The following is a 19757-nucleotide window of genomic DNA, read 5'->3' on the forward strand; positions in this document are numbered from 1 at the left end:
CAACGCTATGACCGGTCGGGGCATTGATGCACGTGCCCGGACGTGACCGGCCCGACGAGGACGCCTGCTTGACCCACCCCGAAGTCGAATGTCCTAGGTGGGACGAGGCTGACCGTCTGAGGGCGCTCAAACAGTACGGCGTGCTGGACACGACCCCCGAGGCGTCGTTCGACGACCTCGCCAATCTGGCCGCGCGCATCTGTGGGACGACCATGGCCGCCGTCAGCCTGGTCGATGCCGAGCGTCAATGGTTCAAGGCCGAGATCGGCCTGGGCGTGCGCCAGACGCCGCGCCCACTGTCCTTCTGCGCCCACGCCATGCTCGCCGACGACGCCATGGTCGTGAAGGACGCGCTTCTGGACCCCCGGTTCGCGGACAACGCCCTGGTGACGGGGGCGCCGCACATCCGCTTCTACGCCGGCCATCCGCTGAAGACGCCGGACGGCGTGTCGCTGGGCGCGCTCTGCGTGCTGGACGAAAAGCCGCGTCCCGAAGGTCTGACCGAGCTTCAGGCCATGGCGCTGAAGACCCTGGCCGATCAGGTCATGACCCAGCTCGAGCTGCGCCGCGCCCTGCTGGAGCGGGACCGCAGCCAGGACATCGCGCGCCTGGCGATGGAGGCCTCGGCCTATGTCGGCGCCTGGGACTGGGACATCGCCCAGAACCGTGTCGTCGCCGACGAACGCTTCGCCCGCATGTACGGTGTGGATGCCATCGCAGCGCGCGACGGCGTGCCCATTGAGGTCTTCACCGCCAGCGTTCACCCCGACGATGCGGTGCGTGTCGGCGAGGAGATCGAGCGCGCCAAGGCGGGTGACGGCGTCTTCCTCAGCGAATATCGACTGATGGCCAACGGCGTCGTGCGCTGGGTGCTGGCCAGGGGACAGGCCTATTTCGACCGTTCCGGCGAGGCCATTCGTCTGCCGGGCATCGCCGTGGACATCACCGAGCGCAAGCAGATCGAGACGGATCTGGCCGAGACCGCCCGCGCGCTGAGCGAGAGCGAGACCCGGTTCCGCGTCCTGGCCGACGCCATGCCGCAGATGGTCTGGTCGACGCTGCCGGACGGTTTCCACGACTACTACAACGCCCGCTGGTACGAGTTCACGGGCGTGCCGGCCGGTTCGACGGATGGTGAAGGCTGGAGCGACATGTTCCACGCGGAAGACCAGCAGCGCGCCTGGACCGTCTGGCGGCATTCGCTGGAGACCGGCGAACCCTATGAGATCGAATACCGGCTGAAGCATCACAGCGGCGTCTATCGCTGGACCCTGGGCCGGGCGGTCGCGGTGCGTGACGAGCAGGGCGAGATCACCCGCTGGTTCGGCACCCTGACCGACATCGACGAGCTGAAGAAACTGGAACAGGGTCGCGAGCTGGTCAGCCAGGAGCTGAGCCACCGCATCAAGAACATCTTCGCGGTGATCACGGCCCTGGTCGCCCTGTCGGCGCGTCAGTATCCCGAGGCCAAGGCCTTTTCCGCCTCGCTGCGCACCCGGATCGCCGCCTTGGCCCGCGCGCACGAGTTCGTGCGCCCGCACACCGAAACCTCCAAGCCGACGGTGGGGGCGACGACGCTGCATTCCTTCCTGTCGGACCTGTTCAAGGCCTATGCCGACGAGACGGGGACGCCGCGCGTCAGGATCACGGGAGACGACGCCGTGTTCGACGACCAGGCCGCGACCTCGGTCGCCCTGCTGTTCCACGAACTGGCGACCAATGCGGCCAAATACGGCGCCCTGTCGGAAAAGGGCGGCATGGTCGCCCTGTCCACCGCCCGCGACGAGGATCGCTTCGTCCTGACCTGGACCGAAAGCGGCGGGCCGACTGTGCAGGGAGAGCCCTCGCGCACCGGTTTCGGCTCTTCCCTGGCGACATTGTCGGTCCAAGGACAATTAGGCGGACGGCTGGAACGCGAATGGCGGCAGGAAGGTTTGAAGGTCATCGTCGATCTGCCGGCGACGGCGCTGTCGCGCCGCAGGGCCGCCAGCGATGTTAGAAATTAGCGTTATGTTGAAACCTATCGGGCTAACTCGCGTTCTGTACGCTCCCGAGCACAAGCTTATCCCATGACTGCGCGTATCCTCATCATCGAAGACGAAGCCCTGGTCGCCATGGAGCTGCGTTTCGTACTGGAAGATCTGGGACATGAAGTCCTGGGCGTCGCCGCGACCGCAAAGGCCGCGCGCGATCTGGTGCGCGAAAATGATGTGGACCTGGCTCTTGTCGATATTCACCTGTCCGACGGCCCCACCGGCATCGATCTGGGTCGCGAACTGGGTCAGGACATGGGCGTCACAGTCCTGTTCATGACGGCCAACCCCGGCATGGTTCGCGACGGCGTCGCCGGCACCATCGGCGTCCTGTCCAAGCCCACCGACGAACAGGCCGTCCAAACCGCCGTGGATTACGCCCTGCGTCGCCGTCAGGGCGAGCCGGTGGATTACGCGCCGCCGAGCCTTCAACTCTTCGCCTAACCGCCGCCGAGGCGGTTGCGGTCGCTGCGATGCGGCATATGTCGAGGGCTCCCCACAAGGAGACCCCCCATGACCACCCTGACCAAACGCAAGCTCGGCTCCAGCGGCCTGGACATCGCCCCCCTGGTGTTCGGCGGCAACGTCTTCGGCTGGACGGCCGACGAGGCGACGTCTTTCGCCCTGCTGGACGCCTTCGTCGAAGCCGGGTTCGACGCCATCGACACCGCCGACGCCTATTCGCGGTGGGTTCCCGGCCATTCGGGCGGTGAGAGCGAAGTCATCATCGGCAAATGGCTGAAGGCGCGCGGCCGGCGCGACGACGTCAAAATCCTGACCAAGGTCGGCTCGGACATGGGCCAAGGCCACAACGACCTGTCGCCGGCCTGGATCGAGACGGCGGTCGAGGCGTCGCTGCGCCGGCTCCAGACCGACTATATCGACCTCTATCAGACGCACTGGCCCGATCCGAAGACGCCGCAGGAGGAGACCCTGCGCACGCTCGACAAGCTGGTGAAGGCGGGCAAGGTGCGCGCCATCGGCACGTCCAACCATTCGGGCGAACAGGTAAGCGAGGCGCTGGCGGTTTCGGACCGCGAAGGCCTGGCCGCCTATGCGACGATCCAGCCGCACTACAACCTCTACAGCCGCGACACCTTCGAGGGCGGGTTGCAGAATCTGGCCGTCGAGAAAGGCCTGGGCGTCATCACCTATTTCAGCCTCGAAAGCGGCTTCCTGACCGGGAAATACAAGACCGTCGATCAGATCGCCGGGACCAAGCGCGAGGGGATGCTGAAGGACAAGTTCGACGAGCGCGGCGTGCGCATCCTGGCCGTGCTGGACGCCGTGGCCCAGAAGAACGAAGCCACCTCGGCCCAGGTCGCCTTGGCCTGGCTGCTGGCCCAGCCCGGCGTGACGGCCCCCATCGTCAGCGCGACCTCGACCGAACAGCTGGCCGATACGCTGAAAGCGGCGACCCTGACGCTGTCGGACGAGGATGGGGCGGAACTGACGGAGGCGTCGGCTTACTGACGCCGACAGATCGGGGTCACCAGACCCCGATCTTCTCCGCCTCGGCGTGGCTGATGGGGTGGTGGGCCTTGGCGTGGTCCTCTTCGGCGAGGAAGCGGCTGACTTCCAGGGCGGCCATGCAGCCCATTCCGGCGGCGGTAACGGCCTGGCGATAGACGTCGTCGGTGACGTCGCCGGCGGCCCAGACGCCTTCGATCTCGGTCGAGGCCGTGCCGGGCTTGACCCGCAGATAGCCGCCGGAGTTGGTCTCCAGCTGGCCCTTGAACAGTTCGGACGACGGGGCATGGCCGATGGCGATGAAGACGCCGTCGGCGGGGATTTCCCGGGTCGAACCGTCCTGGACGTTCTTGAGCCGGACGCCGGTGACGTTACGGGCGATGCCGTCCACCACGCCGACGACCTCCTCGACCGCCACGTTCCAGATCACCTCGATCTTGGGGTGGGCGAATAGGCGGTCCTGCAGGATCTTCTCGGCGCGGAACTCGCCCTTGCGGTGGATGACGGTGACCTTGGAGGCGAAGTTGGTGAGGAACAGCGCCTCTTCGACGGCGGTGTTGCCGCCGCCGACGACCACGACTTCCTTGCCGCGATAGAAGAAGCCGTCGCAGGTGGCGCAGGCCGAGACGCCGAAGCCCTGATAGGCGGCCTCGCTCTCAAGCCCCAGCCACTTGGCTTGGGCGCCGGTGGAGATGATGATGGTCTCGGCCAGGATCTCGTCGCCGCCATCCAGCTTCAGCTTGAACGGACGCTGCGACAGGTCGGCGGAGACGACGATGTCGTGGATGACCTCGGTCCCGACATGCAGGGCCTGGGCCTGCATCTGCTCCATCAGCCACGGACCCTGGATGGTCTCGGCGAAGCCGGGATAGTTCTCGACGTCGGTGGTGATGGTCAGCTGGCCGCCGGGCTGGATGCCGGCGATGACGACGGGGTTCAGCGAGGCGCGGGCGGCGTAGATGGCGGCGGTCCAGCCGGCGGGGCCGGAACCGATGATGGCGACGCGAACGGTACGAGCTTGGGTCATGGCCCCTATTTAGGGGCTGATTCCCATTTGCGCGATGCTAGTCTCGCCTGACGAGAAGGGGAGATGGGGATGACGAACAAGGGTGCAGCCTTTTTGCCGATCGGAATCGGCATGGGCGTGTCGATGGGGGTAGCGCTGGGCGTCGCGCTGGACAACATCGGACTGGGTCTCGCCTTGGGCACGGCCATCGGATCGGGCCTGGGCGTGGCGCTGATGGGGGCGGTTAACGCCAAGGCCAAGCCCACGAAGAATGGCGACGGGTCGGACGGCGGCGGTGCGGTGATCCCGACGTCGGACACGCATCATCAGGGCGGCCATGACGCGGGCTCGGACGGCGGCGGGGATGGCGGCGGCGGGGGTGACTGAACGCCACTGTAATTTTTTTGAGTGCACTTTAGTGCAGATTTTTGCGAGCCATTCTTAAAGCGCCTCCAAGGGATGGATGAACGCTAGGTCATCCCTGCGTCAGGATTGGACGTGGGTCACCGCGCTCGCATCGCTTCCAGCACCGCGCGCGCCGCGCGGTCGGTTTCGGCCAGGGGATCGTAGGTCCAACTGTCCAGCGTGCCGTCGAACGGGCGGGTCGCGCCGCGTAACTGAAGGTCGTCGTGCAGGCGGGCGAACTTGTCGCCGGACTTCAGCGGGATCATCGGCAGGACGTGGACCGGTTTGCCGGTCGAGGCGGCCTCGGCGGCCATGTTGGCGCTGTCCTCGGTGACCAGCACGTGGTCGGCGAAATGCAGGAAACCGAACAAGGGGTTTTCGCCGGTCCCGTCCCAGATCCAGCCGGGCAGGTCCGACAGGCGGGCGGTCATAGCCGCCTTGGCTGCGTCCGGCGTGCGTCGCGAGAAGGTCAGCATCAGCGAGCCGCCCGACGCGCGCACGGCGTCCGCGATCTGGTCGGCCAAATCCGCCGCATGGGCTTCGGTCAGGTCGAAGGCCCTGGACTTGCCGCCGATCAGCACGGCGACGCGCGGATGGGGCAGGGGAGCGATCCGGTCGGCGAAGGCGGGCGCGGCCTCGGCGACCCGTTGCGGCGTGATGCGGTGGGGCGAGCCTGTGATCTCGAAGATATTTTCGCCCGACAGTTCGTCATGGGCGGGGGCGACGATCAGGTCGTAACGGTCGTTGGCCCAGCGCGGATCCTGGGTCTGGACGACGAAGGTCTTGCCGCCGCTCCAGGCCTTGATGCGGGTCGAGAGGGGCAGGGTCGCGCGGCCGGTGGCGATCCACAGGTCGGGCCATGGGGCGGTCAACGGCGCGGACGCAAGCATGGCCGGAGTTTTCAACGCCGAGGGCAGGCGGTCGAACAGCGGCCGCCAGCGGATGTGTTTGATCGCGATCTCGGCCGGTGTCAGGCGCTGAACGGCCTCGGCGAGGCCCAGCGCCTGGTTCTCGATGCCGGCACGGCCGTCGGAAACGACCCAGAGGGAGAGGGGGCGCGCTGACGCCGCCCCCGCCACCGCTGTTACTTCCACTCGACCTTGAGGATTTCGTAGGCCTTCACGCCGCCGGGGGTGTTGACCTCGACGACGTCGCCGACCTCCTTGGAGATCATGGCGCGGGCGATGGGCGAGGCGATGGAGACCTTGCCCTTCTTCACGTCGGCTTCGTGCTCGCCGACGATCTGATAACGGGCCTCTTCCTCGGTGTCCTCGTCCACCACGGTGACCGTGGCGCCGAACTTGACCTGGCTGCCCGACAGTTTCGACACATCGATGACCTGGGCGCGGCTGATCTTGTCCTCGATGTCGGCGATCTGGCCTTCGATCCAGCCCTGCCGCTCCTTGGCGGCATGGTATTCAGCGTTTTCGGACAGGTCGCCATGTTCGCGGGCCTCAGAGATGGCCGCGATGACGCTTGGCCTTTCGACCGACTTCAATTGCTTCAGTTGATCGTCGAGGACACGGTAGCCCTCGCCCGTCATCGGCACTTTTTCCATTGGTGTCGTGATTTTTCTGGTTCGCCCGGAGACTGGAAAGACGCGAAGTAAGCATACAAAAGGCCGCGGGGCGGGCGCGGCCGGGCATCAATACTAGGGTTTCCCGCTCAGGTTTTCAAGAGCGGGACCCCGAGCCGACGAAAACATCAGGCTCGGGCGGGCGGTTCGGACTTGGGATCGCGGCGCAGGACGCCCTTGATCAGGCTGTAGGCCAGCCATCCAACGGCGGCGAGGCCAGCCAGCATGAACAGGCCCGAGACGAGGGCGGCTCCTGCAGCCATGAAGGCCAGGATGAAGGCGACGGCCGCTGCAAGTCCGGCCACGATCTGAATGGTTTGAAGGCGCATAGCCTATCAACGTCCTGGGCGACGCCGGGTTGCGTCGCCCCGATCACGATCCGATCACGCGTAGCTATAGGGGCCGCCGCGTTCGAGGGCGCGCTGATAGGCGGGACGGGCGTGGATGCGGGCCAGGAAGGCTTTCAGGCGCGGCTTGGTCGCGGCGTCGAACGCACGGTCTGCGCCGGCTTCGACGGGGAAGCTCATCATGATGTCGGCGGCGGTGAACTGATCGCCTGCGAACCATTCGGATCGGCCCAGTTCATCTTCCCAGAAGCCGACGTGGGTCTTGAGCTGCGGATCGACGAAACTGGTCAGGGCCTTGGCGGCGATGCTCTTGACCAAGGGCCTCATCAGGGCAGGGGCGCGTCGGGGCAACATGCCGAACACCAGTTTCAGCAACAGGGGCGGCATGGCCGAGCCCTCCGCGTAATGCAGCCAATAGGTGAAGCGGCGACCGTCCTCGGTCCCCGCCGCAGGCCGCAGCCGGCCCTGGCCATAGGTGTCCAGCAGATATTCGACCACCGCCCCCGTCTCGGCGACCGTGACCCCCCCGTCTTCGATCACCGGCGACTTGCCCAGGGGGTGAATGGCCAGCAGTTCGGGCGGGGCCAGACGGTTGCCGGCATTCCGCTCATAGCGAATAACCTCGTAGTCCAGGCCAAGCTCTTCGAGCAGCCACAAGACGCGTTGCGAGCGACTGTCGTTCAGGTGATGGACTTTGATCATCGGGCGGCTCCGTTTCGGCGCCGACCATAGCGCGGTTTTCGTCTTACGTTAGGTCAGCGTCGCGCGCGACCGCTCCAGCGTGCGCGCGGCTCGGGCGCAGGCTTGGGCGTGACCTGAGGCTTGCCGCCTTCGCGATGGTTTCGCCAGACCTCATAGGCCAGGGTGGCCAAGGCCAGCTTGCCGGCATGGCGACCGGCGACGCGACGCCCGCCCTTGGACAGCAGCAGGCCGCCGAGGATGGGAACGAGTTTGTGCAGACGGGACATGGTGGATCTCCTTTGGCGACTTAACGCGCCGTTCGGCGTCGGGGTTCGACCTGCGGCGACATGAACTGAAGGGGGCCGACAGAAGGTTTGGCGCGCGCCCTACTAAAAGCGGTGCTAGCTCTGACGTATGAGCCAATCTCGCCTTGCCGCCTTCTTCACCTCGTTGAGCTTCTTCGTCATCGCCGCCCTGGTCGCGGGCGTGGTCGTGGGCGCCTTGGCGCAGGGGGCCGACGCCCCCTGGCTGACCGGGTCGCTGGGGGTGGTCGAAAGCCTGGGTCAGGTTTGGCTGAACGCGCTGCGGATGACCGTCATCCCCCTGGTGTTCAGCCTGCTGGTCACGGGCATCGTCTCCATCGCCGATGCGGCCGCGACGGGCCGGATCGCCGTGCGGTCGCTGGTGGTGTTCGGCGTGCTGCTGGTCGGGGCCACCGTCTATGCGATCCTGGCGGGACTCGGCCTGTTGGCGGTCTGGCCCATCGACCCGGAGGCGGGCCGGGGGCTGCTGGCGGGGGTGACGACCGATTCGCTGGCGACTGTGGGCGAGGCGGCGCGGACCGACGGCCTGCGCGCCTTCCTGGCCAGCCTGGCGCCCGCCAATGTGGTCAAGGCGGCGGCCGATGACGGGGTCCTGGCGGTCGTGGTCTTCGCGGTCGCCTTCGGTTTCGCTGCGACCCGGATCAAGACGGAGTTGCGCCGACCGCTGGCCGGCTTCTTCGAGGCGGTGGCCGAGACCATGGTGGTGATCGTCCATTGGGTGCTGCTGGCCGCGCCGTTCGGCGTGTTCGCCCTGGCGCTGGGCGTGGGCTTGCGGGCCGGGCTGGGGGTGGCGGGGACGCTGGCCCACTATGTCGCCATCGTCTGCCTGAGCCAGATCGGCCTGATCCTGATCACCTATGTGGTGGCGGTGGTCTGGGGGCGGATTTCGCTGGCCCGGTTCGCCCGCGCCGTGGCGCCAGCCCAGGTCGTCGCCGTCTCGACCCAGTCGTCGCTGGCCAGCCTGCCGGTGATGATCGAGCGGGCGCGCGACTGGCTGGGCGTGCCCCAGACCTCGGCCGGTCTGGTCCTGCCGCTGGCGGTGGCGGTGTTCCGCATCACCAGTCCGGTCGCGAACCTGGCGGTCTGCCTCTATGTGGCGCAACTGCACGGGGTCGAGCTGAGCCTCGGCGTCCTTATCGCGGGCGGACTGACGGCCATCGCCGTGTCCATCGCCTCGGTCGGCCTGCCGGGCCAGGTCAGCTTCTTCGCCGCCATCGGCCCCATTTGCCTGGCCATGGGTCTGCCGCTGGGGGTGCTGCCTCTGCTGCTGGCGGTCGAGGTCATCCCCGACATCTTCCGCACCGTCGGCAACGTCACCGCCGACCTGGCCGCGACTCGGATCGTGGCGGGTAAGGACGATCCCGCTACAGAATGATCCAGGCGGCGCCCGCCGCCAGCAGGATCAGGTGCAGGACGACGACCAGGCCGAACTGCGTCCTGAACGGCTCCTTGCGCGTTTTGTGGCGGAGCAGATGCTGAGCCATCCAGGCGCCCAGGCCGCCGATCAGACCGAACATCAGCAGGGTCGCCTCCGGGGTGCGCCACAGACCGGCCTTGGCCTTTTGCTTGTCCCTGGCGAAGGCGACGAAGCCCAGGATTTCGGCGCACAGGATGGCGATCAGGGCGGGGTCGAGGTTGGAGATCGGCATGTCCCTGGTTTCCGGCCGCTACGCATTCGCAGCGTGCGGCCGAAAGCCGGAGATTTCGTCAACGTCAGGCGTAGTCCTGGATCGGGCGGACATCCAGGTCGCCGGCCTTGATGGCGCCGATGGCCTGGGCGGCGGCGAGGGCGCCGGCGGTGGTGGTGTAGTAGGGGATCTTCATCATCAGGGCGGTGCGGCGCAGGGAGAAGCTGTCCTGCAGCGACTGCTTGCCCGAGGTGGTGTTGAAGACCAGATGAACCTCGCCGTTCTTCATGGCGTCCACGATGTGCGGGCGGCCTTCCAGCACCTTCTTGACCAGTCCGACCTCCAGCCCCTGTTCGACCAGATAGGTGTGGGTGCCGCCGGTGGCGATCAGGCTGAAGCCTTCGGCCAGCAAGGTCTTGGCCGCATCGACGATGAAGGGCTTGTCCTCGTCCTTGACCGAGATGAAGGCGCAGCCCGAGGTCGGCAGGGTGGTGCCGCCGCCGATCTGGGCCTTGGCGAAGGCGCGGGCGAAGGCGGGGGCCATGTCGGCCTCCCCGTCACGCTTCCAGTCCAGGCCCATGACCTCGCCGGTCGAACGCATTTCCGGGCCCAGGATGGTGTCGACCCCGGCGAAGCGGGCGAACGGGAAGACCGCTTCCTTGACCGCGATATGGTCGTAGGGCTTGTCCGCCAGGCCGAAGGATTTCAGCGGCACGCCGGCCATGACCTTGGCGGCGATGGAGGCGATCGGCTGGCCGATGGTCTTGGCCACGAAGGGCGCGGTGCGGGACGCGCGCGGGTTCACTTCCAGCACGAAGATGCGCGGGTTGTCGCTGTGCGGTTCCTCGATGGCGAACTGCACGTTCATCAGGCCGCGCACCTTCAGGGCCTTGGCCATTTCGGTGGTCTGGCGCTTCAGCTCGGCCACCGTCTCGGCCGACAGGGACCAGGGCGGCATGGAGCAGGCGCTGTCGCCCGAGTGGACGCCGGCTTCCTCGATATGTTCCAGCACGCCGGCGACGAAGACCGTCTCGTCGTCGCACAGGGCGTCCACGTCCACCTCGGTGGCGCGGTTCAGATAGTGGTCGATCAGGACGGGGTCCGAGCCCGAGACGCGCATGGCCTCATGGACGTAGCGGTCCAGCTGCTCGCGGTCGTGGACGATCATCATGCCGCGTCCACCCAGGACATAGGAGGGGCGCAGGACGACGGGATAGCCGACCTCTTCGGCCTTTTGCGCGGCTTCTTCGGCGCTGCGGGCCAGGCCGTTGGGCGGCTGGCGCAGGCCGATGCCTTCCAGCATCTGCTGGAAGCGCTCGCGGTCCTCGGCCAGGTCGATGGAGTCGACGGATGTGCCCAGCACCGGGATGCCGTCTTCCTGAAGGGCGTGGGCCAGCTTCAGCGGAGTCTGGCCGCCGAACTGGACGACGCAGCCGATCAGGTCGCCGTTCGAACGCTCGACCTCGATCAGCTCCAGCACGTCCTCGGCCGTCAGGGGTTCGAAATACAGGCGGTCGGAGGTGTCGTAGTCGGTCGAGACGGTCTCTGGGTTGCAGTTGACCATGATCGACTCGACGCCGATGTCGTCGAAGGCGAAGGCCGCGTGGCAGCAGCAGTAGTCGAACTCGATGCCCTGGCCGATCCGGTTCGGACCGCCGCCAAGGATGATGGCCTTCTTCTTGTTCGTCGGCTCGGACTCGCACTCGGGGATCTGGCCCAGGGCGCCGGTCTCATAGGTCGAATACATATAGGCGGTGGCGCTGGCGAACTCGGCGGCGCAGGTGTCGATCCGCTTGAACACCGGGCGGACGTTCAGGCCGCGACGGGCCAGACGCACGGCCTTCTCTGTCGCGCCGGTCAGCTGCGCCAGGCGGGCGTCGGAGAAGCCCTTGGACTTCAGGCGGCGGAACTCGGTCGGGTCCACCGGCAGGCCCTTGACCCGCACATGGCCTTCCTCGCGCACGATGTCGGCGATCTGGCGCAGGAACCAGGGCTCGTAGGAACAGGCGGCGTTGACCTCTTCCACCGTCAGGCCGTGGCGGAAGGCCTGGGCGATGACGCGGATCCGGTCGGGCGTCGGGATGCCCAGGGCGCGCACCACAGCGCCGCGTGCAGTCGCGTCGTCCTCGGCTCCGGCCACGCCGTCGATCTCGATCTCGTCGAAGCCTGACAGGCCGGTCTCAAGCCCGCGCAGGGCCTTCTGCATCGATTCCTGGAAGGTGCGGCCGATGGCCATGACCTCGCCGACCGACTTCATCGAGGTGCCGAGCAGGGGCTCGGAGCCCGGGTATTTCTCGAAGGCGAAGCGCGGGATCTTGGTCACGACATAGTCGATGCTCGGCTCGAACGAGGCCGGCGTGACCTGAGTGATGTCGTTGGTCAGTTCGTCCAGGGTGTAGCCGACGGCGAGGCGCGCTGCGACCTTGGCGATGGGGAAGCCGGTGGCCTTGGACGCAAGCGCGGACGAACGCGACACGCGCGGGTTCATCTCGATCACCACCATGCGGCCGTCGGCCGGGTTGATGGCCCACTGGACGTTCGATCCGCCGGTCTCGACGCCGATTTCGCGCAGGACGTTGATCGAGCCGGTCCGCATGCGCTGATATTCCTTGTCGGTCAGCGTGAGGGCGGGGGCGACGGTGATGCTGTCGCCCGTGTGGACGCCCATCGGGTCGATGTTCTCGATGGAGCAGATGATGATGCAGTTGTCCGCCGTGTCGCGGACGACCTCCATCTCGTATTCCTTCCAGCCCAGCACCGATTCCTCGATCAGGACCTCGGTGGTCGGCGACAGGTCGAGACCGCGCAGCACGATCTCCTCGAACTCCTCGCGGTTGAAGGCGATGCCGCCGCCGGTGCCGGCCAGGGTGAAGGACGGGCGGACGACGGCGGGCAGGCCGACGAACTCAAGCCCCTCCAGCGCTTCTTCCATTGAATGGGCGGCCTTGGAACGGGGGCTTTCCAGACCCAGCTTGTCCATGGCGTCGCGGAATTTCTGGCGATCCTCGGCCTTGTCGATGACGTCGGCCTTCGCCCCGATCATCTCGACGCCGTATTTGGTCAGGGCGCCGGAGGCGTCCAGCGCCAGGGCCGTGTTCAGCGCCGTCTGGCCGCCCATGGTGGGCAGCAGGGCGTCGGGGCGTTCCTTGGCGATGATCTTCTCGACCATCTCGGGCGTGATCGGCTCGATATAGGTGGCGTCGGCCACCTCCGGGTCCGTCATGATGGTGGCGGGGTTCGAGTTGACCAGGATGACCCGGTACCCCTCGGCCTTCAGCGCCTTGCAGGCCTGAACGCCGGAATAGTCGAACTCGCACGCCTGGCCGATGACGATCGGGCCGGCGCCGATGATGAGGATGGACTTGATGTCTGTGCGCTTGGGCATCGCCAGCTCTTCTTCTTATTGAACGCTAATGGGTCACGACCGCGCAGTCCCAGCCGTCGTAGTCCAGCTGAAACGCTGCGGCCCAGGTCTGCATCATGGCGGAGGTCGCGGCGAACGACGCCTCGTCCACCGCCATGGTGGTCTCAAGTGTGGTGGAATCGTCGGCGCCCCCGGTCAGGAAGCCGGCGCGACGCGCGACCTCGTTCAGGTCGCCGTGGTCGCCTTCGCCATAGAAGTAGAATCGCGTGTGACGCGGGGTCACGCCGCTGTCGCCCTGTTCGGCCAGCGCCGCGCGCACCATGGCGTCGCGTTCGTCATGACTGATGTCCGAGGCGTCCAAGGGGCTGCGTCGTCTTTCGTTCTCTACGCGCGCGAGAAGTCCCCGCAGAGCCTGGCCCTGCGACGCTCACGTCTGCTTGTCGGTTAAGCGGCCCGTTTAGAGAGGGAGGGGCGGCCTGACAAGGCGGCGAGAGCATCGCGCCATGAAAAAGGGCGGCGCCTCGCGGCGCCGCCCTTCGATTTCAAACTAAGTCCGCCGTTAGAACGGGCGGAAATTCAGGCCGACGAAGAAGCGGCGGCCGTAGGGGTCGAAGTTCGAATAGACCGACTGACCCAGGAAATCGCGCTGTTCGGCGTCGAACACATTGACCACGCCCGCACGCACCGCGAGGTCGTCGCGAACGTTCCAGCGCACCGTCAGATCGTGGCGCGAGAAGTTGCCGGTCCGTGTTTGATCGAACAGGCGAGCATCGGCGTTGTTGACGAAATCACGCGAGGCGGTGATCTCTTGCGACGATTGCCAATCGGCCGTCCAGTTTACGCTCCAGGTGTCGTTCGGCGTGTAGGTCATCGAAGACTTGAAGCGCACGCGGGGGTTCGAACCACCCAAGGCCAAGGTTCCGGCCAACTCGTCGAAGTCGGACGGATCGTCGGCGTTCAGGAAGTTCTGTTGATCCAGAACCCACAGGCCGGCGATCGAGTAGTCCAGGCGACCCCAGTTGCGGCCCATCATTTCGTCGAAGTCGAAACGATAGTTGGCTGTGAAGTCCAGACCGCGCGTTTCCAGCTTGGCGTAGTTTATCGAGCCCTGGATGAAGCCGCCGATCGGATCGCCGACAGGTGCGCCGATACCGAACGGAATGGCAGGGTTGTTGCGGAAGATGGTGGCGCAAGCTCCAGCGTTCAGCGACGGGCCATCGACGCAGTTCGCGGCGGCGGTTTCAGCCGAGACGGCGGCGATCACGTTGTCGATCGTGATTTCGTAGTAGTCGAGAACCAACGAGAAGTTGGGGATGAAGCGCGGCTTCAGCACCGTCGAGAAGGTGAAGCTTTCTGACTCTTCGGGCTGCAGGTTGGGGTTGCCGCCCAGAACGCCCGAGACGCCCGAGGTGTAGTTGGGACGGAAGTCGTCCGTGGTTTCCGGCGTTGCGCCAGCGAAGTCGAACGCCAGTCCTTGAGTTTGCGCCAGCGCCGTACAGTTGCGGATGCGGTTTTCCCGCGTCGCCGTTTCACTGACACCGATAATCGCCGCCGTGGTGCAGGGGTCGGCGAAGTCGTTGGCGAACGTCTGGCCGAACGGCGAGAAATTCTCGGTCAGGTCGGGAACGCGGATCGAGGTGTTGAAGCTGGTCTTGAACGTGATGTCCGGGATCGGACGATAGACCAGGTTGACCCCGTAGACGTCCTGGCTTCCGACGGTGGAGTAATCGGCATAGCGGTACGAGCCGCTGAGCTCCGCATACTCGCCCAGGATGGTGTCGCGCATCAGCGGGAGCGACACTTCCGCGAAGACTTCCTTGCTCTCATACGAGACTTCCGGGAAGTCTGGCGACGTGTTCAGGAACAGCAGTCGTCCGCCAGCGTCGCGGCCGGTGCCTGAGGTCGTTTCCTTGCGATATTCGCCGCCGATGGCGACGCCGATGGCGCCGGCCCCCCAGAAGTCCCAGAGGTTGCCAGCCACCGAAGCGATGACTTGGTGCTGCTCGTTCTGTTCGGTCACAGCGACAGCGGCGTCGACGTACTGCAGCGCTTCGGCAGACTGGTTGCCTTCGCCGAAGATGTTGAGCGGCGCGCACTGCTGAATGGAGTTACGGCCGTATTCACTGTCCCGCAGGTCGCCGCCGCGGACGGGGTCGCCGATATTGCCGGTTGGCACGCCTTGAGCGTTCAGCAACTGAACCCGGCAGACGACTTGGCCTGCCTGCCCGTTGACGAGGCCGAGGGTATCGACCACGGCGTCCGCAGCAAGTGCGAACCGCTGGCTATCGACGCCGGTCTCGATGTTTTCGACCTCGACCTTGCCGTAGGTGTAGCCGATATCCCAGTTCAGATCCTTGACGAAGGCCAGGCGATCAAGATCGCCCCGAGCGCCCACAACAAAACGTTGCAGTTCACGCGTGTTCTGCTGATCGCGGCGCGGACCGAACAGATTGTGTCGAGCGACCTGCGTCAACACCGGGGCCAGAGCCTGGCCCGGGATGGTCAGGGTGGGCTCCGAGTACGGCGTGACGAAGTTGGTGCGGATCGCGTCCTTGATCGATTGCGGCAGGTAGGCGTTGTCGTCCCAGCGCAGGTCGAACAGGTTCACATCCTCAATGATGTTCGCCTCGTTCGCGGCGTAGGAATTTTGAAGCGTGACGTTGAAGAAGGTCGGCTGGCCGCTGAAGGATGTCTCTTCCTTCACATATTTGGCTTCGCCGTACAGCTCGATGTTGTCGGTCAGCTTGAAGGTCGACCCGACTTGGAAGCGCGCAGATTCAGTCTTCGGCGTAATGGCGCCATTATACGCGACCGGATTGTAGCCGTCGCCGCCGATGTTCAGGGTGCGGTTGATGCCGACATTGCCGATGCGTTGGCCGAAGTTGGCTGCACGGGCGTTTGCGCCGTCATACAGGAAGGTCTTGCCCGGCGTCACGCCGAAGCAGTTCGCGGCACCAGTGAAACCCGTTCCGCCGCCGAAGCAATCTTCATAAGCCACATTGGGGCTGCTCAGATCTGTGGGCTGCTGAACATTGGCGAGCGTGGTCTGACCCCACAGCGGACGGCTCAGCGTGCGAAGGCCCGAGAAGACCTGGGCGTCGAGATTGCCGTCGTAACGCTGTGCGTTTTGGTCGGCGTCGATGGAGACCAGAGCGGATGAACGGTCGATCCAGTCGAGGTCGGTCAGTTTGACTTCATCGGCCTGCTCGTATTCGCCATGAGCGTAAACATTCAAACGATCGTCGAAGAAGTTCTTACCGATCAGGGCGGAGATACGCTTATTCGTCTGACCGTCCTGATTGATCATGCCGTAGTTGGCGTCGACTTCCAGTCCTTCGAAGTCCTTGCGCAGCACGAAGTTCAGAACGCCGGAGACAGCGTCGGCGCCATAAACCGAGGCGGCGCCGCCGGTGATGATCTCGATGTTTTCGATCAGAAGGCGCGGAATGGTGTCGATGTCGACCGCGAGCGATCCGCCCGACGAGCCCACGTGACGACGACCGTCAACAAGCGTCAGGGTGCGGTTGGAGCCCAACTGGCGCAGGTTGGCCAGCGAGAGGCCGCCGGCGCCCAGGGTGGCGCCCGTCGTGTCCGACGGAATCTGCGAGGCTGAAAGGGCAGGCAGCGTCGCCAGATAATCGATCACCGTCGCCTGACCAGTGTTCAGAAGCTCATTGCGACCGATCTGAATCAACGGCGTCGGCGCATTGGTCGGATCGCGACGAATACGCGAGCCGGTCACCACGATCTCGCCCAACTGCGTCGCTTGTTGGTCTTGAACATCTTCCGCAGCGGGAACGGTGTTCAGGGATGTATCGGCGGTGGGGGCGGTTTGGGCCATGGCCACGCCAGACGTGGCGATTGCGCCGGCAAGCACAGTCGAGGCCAGAAGAATTCTACGCATTTTTTGCTCCGGAAGCGTCACATCAGGGAGCCAAACAAGCGCTTTTTTGGTCTTCGAGGCGCCCCCTCGCTGTCACAAAGGCAACACATCTCCGGATGGTCAACCTTGGCCGTAGTCATTATTTATATATATCTTTGTTGTTCGAGTATTCGTTTCAATACTGCAACACGAACAACGTTATTTAAACGTAGATGAAACCTCTTGTCTATCTTTGCGTATATGTGAATTTGTTCGATTGCCGCGGGTATTAATTGTTCCACATCTTGATTGTCTCAGGCAGGTTACATATCGCCGATAGCGCAATAAATCTGCTTTGATCTTCCGGCGCATCCGCCAGTTCGTGGGCCCAGGTGACGGCGTAGGGGATGTGGACGCCGAAGGCGCCGGCGGCGATGGCGGGCAGGACGTCGGACTTCATGGAGTTGCCGGCCATGACGGCCTCGGCCGCGCCCGTGCCGTGGCGGGTGAAGACGCGGTCGTAGGTGGCGCGATCCTTTTCCGACACGATCTCGACGGCGCTGAACCGTTCGCCCAGGCCCGACGCGGCCAGCTTGCGTTCCTGGTCCAGCAGGTCGCCCTTGGTGATCAGGACGAGGCGGTATTTTTCGGACAGTTCGGCGACGACCTCGTCCACGCCGGGCAGGGTCTCGACCGGGTGGGCCAGCATCTCGCGGCCGGCCGCCAGGATCTCGCGCACGACATGGGGCGGGGCCTCGCCGCCCGTCAGCTCCATCGCCGTCTCGATCATCGACAGGGTGAAGCCTTTCACGCCGTAACCATAGAGACGCAGGTTGCGTTGTTCGGTCTCGGCGAGACGCGCCTCGATGGTCGGTTCGTCGCCGTGGTCGGCCAGCAGATCGACAAACCGCGCATGGGTCAGGCGGAAGATCGTCTCATTGTGCCAGAGGGTGTCGTCGGCATCGAGGCCGACCGTGGTGATGCTCATGCCGCGCCCCTATCATGGGACGAACGAGGAGGGGAGACGCGATGAACGGATCGGCGGTGGTGATCGGGGCGACGGGCGGCATCGGCCGGGCGATGGTCGAACGGATCGTGAGCGGCGGGGCGTTCGAGACAGTCTGGGCCGTGTCGAGGTCGGGCGCGGACGTGGCAGGCGCGCAAGGGCTGGCGGCCGATCTGGAGGACGAGGCCAGCCTTGGCCGGGCGGCCGAGCGGATCGGGCAGGGGGCGGCGCCGACCCTGATCGTGCTGGCGACCGGCGTGCTGCACGACGGGTTTCAGCCGGAGCGGGCCTTACGCCAGCTCGATGTGGATCATATGCTGCGGGACTACCGGGTCAATGCGGTCGGGCCGGCGCTGGCGGCCAAACATCTGTTGCCGTTGATGCCGCGGGATCGGCGGGCGGTGTTCGCGGCCCTGTCGGCGCGCGTGGGGTCGATTTCTGACAATCGGCTGGGCGGGTGGCACGCCTATCGCGCGTCCAAGACGGCGCTGAACATGATCCTGCGCAATCTGGCGATCGAAATGGCGCGCAGCCATCCCATGGCAGTGATCGCCGGCCTGCATCCCGGCACGGTGGACACGGGGCTGAGCGCGCCGTTCCAGAAGGGGGTGGCCGAGGGGCGGCTGTTTACCGCCGACCATTCCGCAGAGCGTCTGCTGGCGGTTCTGTCCGGCCTGACGCCGGCCGACAGCGGCGGGGTCTTCGCCTGGGATGGGGCGAGGGTAGCGGAATAACGCGCAGTCGTGACTTGAGCCAAAGGGGCGTCTGGCGTCAGATGCCGCCCATGCGCGTCAGAGTTTCCGTCCGGCTTTTCAGCCTCTTGTTGCTCGGCCTGCCGTTGAGCGGGCCGGCAGCGGCCCAGCCGGCCGGCTCGACCCTGTCCATCCCGTCTATAGCGGCGCCCCAGACGCGAGACCGTGTGCGGCTGAACCAGCGGGTGTTCGACCGGGTGTGGAGCGAGGTCCGGCGCGGCTACTACGACCCGACCCTGCACGGCGTGGACTGGAACGCGGCGCGGGCGCAGTTCCGGCCCCAGGCCCTGGCGGCGACCGACGAGCGGGGGCTGTACCGCGTCATCAACGAAATGCTGGATCTGCTGGATGACGGCCATGCCGCCGCCAGTCCGCCGGCCGCCGTGCGCCGTCAGGAGGCCCAGTTCGCCCGGCGGGCCGTGATGGGGCTGACCCTGATGCGGGGCGAGACGCCCGACGACTGGACCGTTGAACGCATCCGGCCCGGTTCGCCGGCCGAGGAGGCGGGGGTGCAACTGGGGTGGGCGCTGAACAGCGTGGACGGGCAGGCCTGGGGACCGGATGTGGAGACGTTCGACGGCCGGCCGGTGCATCTGGTCCTGACCGACGAGACGGGTCAGCGGCGCGAGACGACGCTGACGCCGCGCATCATGGATGCGGTGCAACCGTTCACCGCCGACACGTCGCGGCCCGGCGTGCTGGTCCTGCGGGTCGAGCAGTTCGACAGGGGACTGGGGCCGTGGATGGGCAGCGAACTGGAAGGCCTTCCCGCCGACGTCGATGTGGTGTTGGACCTGCGCGGCAATCCTGGCGGTCGGCTGTGGGAGGCGGAATCGGTGCTGAGCTGTTTCCTGCCGCGCAACCAGGCCTGGGCCACGCGGACGGGACGCAGCGGCCGGGCGGTGGTGTTGCGGGCCGCCGGCGACTGCGGCGACCGGCCCGATCCGCTGGCGAACGGCGTCGCGGTGCTGGTGGACCAGGGCAGCCGGAGTGCTGCGGAACTGACGCCTGCGGCCCTGCAGGAGGCGCGGCGCGGCATCGTGGTGGGCGAGAAGACGGGGGGATCGGTCCTGATCGCCCAGGAGACCAACCTGCCGGACGGGGGCAAGCTGACGCTCAGCCGGGCGGACTTCGTGACCTCGGGCGGCACACGGCTGGAAAAGCGGGGCGTCACGCCCGACATCGCCGCACCCCGCACCGTGGCTCAGCGCCGCGCCGGCGACGACCCCACGCTGGAGGCGGCCATCGCCGCGCTTCAGGCCGAGGACCGGGCGAGGGCCTCAACCCCCGCCAGCGGCCTCTAG

At 66.1% G+C, this 19757-nt stretch carries 17 protein-coding genes and 1 pseudogene; 7 read left to right on the forward strand and 11 right to left on the reverse strand.

Features of this window, described 5'->3' with window-relative positions; all coding sequences use genetic code 11:
• Positions 1-68: 68 nt before the first annotated feature.
• The 3 genes and pseudogenes from CHRYSEO8AT_RS09490 (at position 69) to CHRYSEO8AT_RS09500 (ending at position 3506) form a co-directional block, all read left to right on the forward strand.
• Positions 69-2006, forward strand: a complete 1938-nt coding sequence (locus CHRYSEO8AT_RS09490) for a PAS domain-containing protein (protein ID WP_236547490.1) — start codon at positions 69-71, stop codon at positions 2004-2006.
• Positions 2007-2057: 51 nt separating this feature from the next.
• Positions 2058-2477: pseudogene (locus CHRYSEO8AT_RS09495) on the forward strand (response regulator); the annotation flags it as partial.
• A gap of 69 nt (positions 2478-2546) precedes the next feature.
• Entirely contained in the window at positions 2547-3506 is a 960-nt protein-coding gene (locus CHRYSEO8AT_RS09500) for an aldo/keto reductase (protein ID WP_159849463.1), read from the forward strand.
• A 16-nt stretch (positions 3507-3522) separates the two neighbouring features.
• Here CHRYSEO8AT_RS09500 and trxB read toward each other — a convergent pair whose 3' ends face one another.
• Complete coding sequence (gene trxB, locus CHRYSEO8AT_RS09505; RefSeq protein WP_159849465.1) at positions 3523-4530, reverse strand: thioredoxin-disulfide reductase; 1008 nt, start codon at positions 4528-4530, stop codon at positions 3523-3525.
• A gap of 69 nt (positions 4531-4599) precedes the next feature.
• On the opposite strand from trxB, the gene CHRYSEO8AT_RS09510 reads away from it, so the two are divergent.
• The gene (locus CHRYSEO8AT_RS09510) at positions 4600-4896 is read left to right on the forward strand and encodes a hypothetical protein (RefSeq protein WP_201304397.1); all 297 of its coding nucleotides are present in this window, start codon (positions 4600-4602) and stop codon (positions 4894-4896) included.
• Positions 4897-5012: 116 nt separating this feature from the next.
• Here CHRYSEO8AT_RS09510 and CHRYSEO8AT_RS09515 read toward each other — a convergent pair whose 3' ends face one another.
• The 5 genes from CHRYSEO8AT_RS09515 to CHRYSEO8AT_RS09535 all read right to left on the reverse strand — a co-directional run bounded on the left by CHRYSEO8AT_RS09515 (position 5013) and on the right by CHRYSEO8AT_RS09535 (position 7805).
• A complete protein-coding gene (locus CHRYSEO8AT_RS09515) occupies positions 5013-6008 on the reverse strand; it encodes a mitochondrial fission ELM1 family protein (protein ID WP_201304398.1) in 996 nt (331 codons plus the stop codon).
• Positions 5999-6472: a transcription elongation factor GreA gene (gene greA / locus CHRYSEO8AT_RS09520; protein ID WP_135194890.1), complete on the reverse strand. Its 474-nt coding sequence runs from the start codon at positions 6470-6472 to the stop codon at positions 5999-6001. The genes CHRYSEO8AT_RS09515 and greA overlap by 10 nt, the downstream gene beginning before the upstream one ends.
• A 146-nt stretch (positions 6473-6618) precedes the next feature.
• On the reverse strand, positions 6619-6819 hold the full coding sequence (locus CHRYSEO8AT_RS09525; RefSeq protein WP_159849469.1) for a hypothetical protein: 201 nt from the start codon (positions 6817-6819) through the stop codon (positions 6619-6621).
• Positions 6820-6873: 54 nt separating this feature from the next.
• A complete protein-coding gene (locus CHRYSEO8AT_RS09530) occupies positions 6874-7539 on the reverse strand; it encodes a glutathione S-transferase family protein (protein ID WP_159849471.1) in 666 nt (221 codons plus the stop codon).
• Between the two features lie 53 nt (positions 7540-7592).
• Positions 7593-7805, reverse strand: coding sequence for a cysteine protease (locus tag CHRYSEO8AT_RS09535; RefSeq protein ID WP_159849473.1), 213 nt, complete (start codon positions 7803-7805; stop codon positions 7593-7595).
• Positions 7806-7932: 127 nt separating this feature from the next.
• Here CHRYSEO8AT_RS09535 and CHRYSEO8AT_RS09540 point away from each other — a divergent pair, with 127 nt between their 5' ends.
• Positions 7933-9216, forward strand: a complete 1284-nt coding sequence (locus tag CHRYSEO8AT_RS09540) for a dicarboxylate/amino acid:cation symporter (RefSeq protein WP_159849475.1) — start codon at positions 7933-7935, stop codon at positions 9214-9216.
• On the opposite strand, the gene CHRYSEO8AT_RS09545 is transcribed toward CHRYSEO8AT_RS09540, so the two are convergent.
• The 5 genes from CHRYSEO8AT_RS09545 to CHRYSEO8AT_RS09565 all read right to left on the reverse strand — a co-directional run bounded on the left by CHRYSEO8AT_RS09545 (position 9206) and on the right by CHRYSEO8AT_RS09565 (position 17683).
• A complete protein-coding gene (locus tag CHRYSEO8AT_RS09545; RefSeq protein ID WP_159849477.1) occupies positions 9206-9490 on the reverse strand; it encodes a DUF1294 domain-containing protein in 285 nt (94 codons plus the stop codon). The genes CHRYSEO8AT_RS09540 and CHRYSEO8AT_RS09545 overlap by 11 nt on opposite strands.
• A 64-nt stretch (positions 9491-9554) precedes the next feature.
• Positions 9555-12854 carry a carbamoyl-phosphate synthase large subunit gene (gene carB / locus CHRYSEO8AT_RS09550; RefSeq protein WP_159849486.1) on the reverse strand — a complete coding sequence of 1100 codons (3300 nt, stop codon included), beginning with the start codon at positions 12852-12854 and terminating at the stop codon, positions 9555-9557.
• Between the two features lie 25 nt (positions 12855-12879).
• Positions 12880-13194, reverse strand: a complete 315-nt coding sequence (locus tag CHRYSEO8AT_RS09555; protein ID WP_236547491.1) for a hypothetical protein — start codon at positions 13192-13194, stop codon at positions 12880-12882.
• Between the two features lie 198 nt (positions 13195-13392).
• On the reverse strand, positions 13393-16737 hold the full coding sequence (locus CHRYSEO8AT_RS09560) for a TonB-dependent receptor domain-containing protein (RefSeq protein ID WP_159849488.1): 3345 nt from the start codon (positions 16735-16737) through the stop codon (positions 13393-13395).
• A gap of 247 nt (positions 16738-16984) precedes the next feature.
• Positions 16985-17683: an HAD family hydrolase gene (locus CHRYSEO8AT_RS09565; RefSeq protein WP_159849490.1), complete on the reverse strand. Its 699-nt coding sequence runs from the start codon at positions 17681-17683 to the stop codon at positions 16985-16987.
• Positions 17684-17724: 41 nt separating this feature from the next.
• Between CHRYSEO8AT_RS09565 and CHRYSEO8AT_RS09570 the strand changes: the two genes are divergently transcribed.
• A complete protein-coding gene (locus CHRYSEO8AT_RS09570) occupies positions 17725-18435 on the forward strand; it encodes an SDR family NAD(P)-dependent oxidoreductase (RefSeq protein ID WP_159849492.1) in 711 nt (236 codons plus the stop codon).
• A 50-nt stretch (positions 18436-18485) separates the two neighbouring features.
• On the forward strand, positions 18486-19757 hold the full coding sequence (locus tag CHRYSEO8AT_RS09575) for a S41 family peptidase (RefSeq protein ID WP_236547492.1): 1272 nt from the start codon (positions 18486-18488) through the stop codon (positions 19755-19757).

Source organism: Brevundimonas sp. G8 (assembly GCF_902506205.1).
Classification (GTDB): domain Bacteria; phylum Pseudomonadota; class Alphaproteobacteria; order Caulobacterales; family Caulobacteraceae; genus Brevundimonas.

What these genes read in the sequence shown, in the direction of transcription:
- CHRYSEO8AT_RS09500 (WP_159849463.1), top strand. Translation starts at nt 2,547, where the DNA reads ATGACCACCCTGACCAAACGCAAGCTCGGCTCCAGCGGCCTGGACATC.
- trxB (WP_159849465.1), bottom strand. Translation starts at nt 4,530, where the DNA reads ATGACCCAAGCTCGTACCGTTCGCGTCGCCATCATCGGTTCCGGCCCC.
- CHRYSEO8AT_RS09510 (WP_201304397.1), top strand. Translation starts at nt 4,600, where the DNA reads ATGACGAACAAGGGTGCAGCCTTTTTGCCGATCGGAATCGGCATGGGC.
- greA (WP_135194890.1), bottom strand. Translation starts at nt 6,472, where the DNA reads ATGGAAAAAGTGCCGATGACGGGCGAGGGCTACCGTGTCCTCGACGAT.
- CHRYSEO8AT_RS09525 (WP_159849469.1), bottom strand. Translation starts at nt 6,819, where the DNA reads ATGCGCCTTCAAACCATTCAGATCGTGGCCGGACTTGCAGCGGCCGTC.
- CHRYSEO8AT_RS09530 (WP_159849471.1), bottom strand. Translation starts at nt 7,539, where the DNA reads ATGATCAAAGTCCATCACCTGAACGACAGTCGCTCGCAACGCGTCTTG.
- CHRYSEO8AT_RS09535 (WP_159849473.1), bottom strand. Translation starts at nt 7,805, where the DNA reads ATGTCCCGTCTGCACAAACTCGTTCCCATCCTCGGCGGCCTGCTGCTG.
- CHRYSEO8AT_RS09540 (WP_159849475.1), top strand. Translation starts at nt 7,933, where the DNA reads ATGAGCCAATCTCGCCTTGCCGCCTTCTTCACCTCGTTGAGCTTCTTC.
- CHRYSEO8AT_RS09545 (WP_159849477.1), bottom strand. Translation starts at nt 9,490, where the DNA reads ATGCCGATCTCCAACCTCGACCCCGCCCTGATCGCCATCCTGTGCGCC.
- carB (WP_159849486.1), bottom strand. Translation starts at nt 12,854, where the DNA reads ATGCCCAAGCGCACAGACATCAAGTCCATCCTCATCATCGGCGCCGGC.
- CHRYSEO8AT_RS09560 (WP_159849488.1), bottom strand. Translation starts at nt 16,737, where the DNA reads ATGCGTAGAATTCTTCTGGCCTCGACTGTGCTTGCCGGCGCAATCGCC.
- CHRYSEO8AT_RS09565 (WP_159849490.1), bottom strand. Translation starts at nt 17,683, where the DNA reads ATGAGCATCACCACGGTCGGCCTCGATGCCGACGACACCCTCTGGCAC.
- CHRYSEO8AT_RS09570 (WP_159849492.1), top strand. Translation starts at nt 17,725, where the DNA reads ATGAACGGATCGGCGGTGGTGATCGGGGCGACGGGCGGCATCGGCCGG.
- CHRYSEO8AT_RS09575 (WP_236547492.1), top strand. Translation starts at nt 18,486, where the DNA reads ATGCGCGTCAGAGTTTCCGTCCGGCTTTTCAGCCTCTTGTTGCTCGGC.